3 protein-coding genes are annotated in these 1,468 nt (G+C 64.5%); all 3 read right to left on the minus strand.

Annotation, left to right across the window (positions count from 1 at the left end; genetic code table 11):
- Nucleotides 1–689 (minus strand): aromatic ring-hydroxylating oxygenase subunit alpha (locus BMY12_RS19790; protein ID WP_143069033.1); only part of this gene is annotated, 689 nt, incomplete at its 3' end.
- A 32-nt stretch (nucleotides 690–721) separates the two neighbouring features.
- A complete protein-coding gene (locus tag BMY12_RS19795; protein ID WP_093289741.1) occupies nucleotides 722–952 on the minus strand; it encodes a biotin/lipoyl-containing protein in 231 nt (76 codons plus the stop codon).
- 3 nt (nucleotides 953–955) lie between these two features.
- On the minus strand, nucleotides 956–1,468 hold a 513-nt coding region (locus BMY12_RS19800), incomplete at its 5' end, for a transketolase C-terminal domain-containing protein (RefSeq protein ID WP_281242456.1).

The following is a 1,468-nucleotide window of genomic DNA, read 5'->3' on the forward strand; positions in this document are numbered from 1 at the left end:
GGCTGACCCTGGTAGATGATCTCGGCAGCATCCGGCTCCAGCTGCGGATGCGTGGCCGGCACGTGATAGCCCTCGAAGAACGCTTCCTGCGCCACCTTCCAGTTGGCTTCGACGGGCAGCGCCTTCCACCAGTAATGCCGCATCTGGCCAATCGCCAGATCTTCCAGCAGCTGCCGGACCGGCGCGATGTAGTCGTCGAAGGAACCCGGGTTCTTGTCGAAGTTGATGAACACGAAACCGGCGTGCACCACCTGGTGGACTTCACGCAGGGCGACATCGCTGTCCCGCAGCTGGCCGCCGCGGAACTGTCCGCGCTCCAGCACGTATTCATTCTGTCCGGCGAGATTCCAGCGCCAGCCATGGAAGGGACAGATGATCTTCTGGTTTTCGAAATGACCGCTGCCGCCGGGGCTCAAGGCCGTGCCGCGGTGCAGGCAGACATTGTGATAGGCCTTCACGGTGTCGGCGTCCACGCGCACGATGAGCACGGACTGATCGCCGATCTCGTAAGTCGTGTAGTCGCCGGGCTCGGGAATCTCGTCCAGACGTGCGGCGGCCTGCCAGACCTTCAGCCAGAGCTTGTCCTGCTCGAGCCTGGCAAACGCCGGGTCGGTGTAACGGCCGCTGCGGATCCCGTGTTCCAGCGTACGCCAGCTCTCGGGCCAGGGGGCCGGTGCCAGGTCGTTCATACGCTCGCTCCTCCCGACTTGTGGCCGGCTGCTTACAGAATTTCAGCGATCAGGGCGCCCACCGCATACACCTCACCGGCGGCGGCGTGAATCTTCAGCGTGCCGGAAGCCGGCGCTTCGACTTCCTGCACCGACTTGTCCAGCTCCAGGGTGTACAGCGGCTTGCCGGCTTCGACTTTGCCGCCGTCGGCCACCAGCCATTCGGTCAGCGTGCCTTCCTGGGCGGAGAAGCCAATCTGCGGAATACGGACTTCGGTGCTCATGACTTATTTCTCTAGCGTTTTGCGGATCGCCGCTTCGATGGCGCTGGGCTGGTACAGATACGCCTGTTCCAGCACCTTGGTGAAGGGCACGGTGACATCGCGCGAGGCCACGCGCAGCACCGGGGCCTTGAGCTGGCCGTACAGGGCTTCCTGGATGCGCGCCACCACTTCGGCGCCCACGCCAAAGCTCTTGGGCGCTTCGTGCACCACCACCGCGCGGCCGGTCCTGGCCACGGATTGGATGACGGTGTCGCTGTCCAGCGGCGAGACGGTGCGCAGATCGACGATCTCCACCGAGATGCCTTCACCTTCCAGCTTCTCGGCAATCGTGAGGCTGTCGCGCAGGGCGCGGCCGTAGCCGATCACCGAGACATCCTTGCCGGGCTTGACCACATGGGCCTTGCCCAGCGGGATTTTCACGCCCTTCTCCGGCGCCGGGCCGGTCTGGGTGCGGGTGACGGCGTCTTCGATGAACAGGCAGGGATCGTCATCGAAGATGCAGCCCAGCATCAGGCC

It is taken from the genome of Solimonas aquatica (assembly GCF_900111015.1).
GTDB classification, from domain to species: Bacteria; Pseudomonadota; Gammaproteobacteria; order Nevskiales; family Nevskiaceae; genus Solimonas; species Solimonas aquatica.

Excerpts from the sequence above, each read along its gene's own strand:
- BMY12_RS19795 (WP_093289741.1), bottom strand. The coding sequence starts at position 952 with ATGAGCACCGAAGTCCGTATTCCGCAGATTGGCTTCTCCGCCCAGGAA.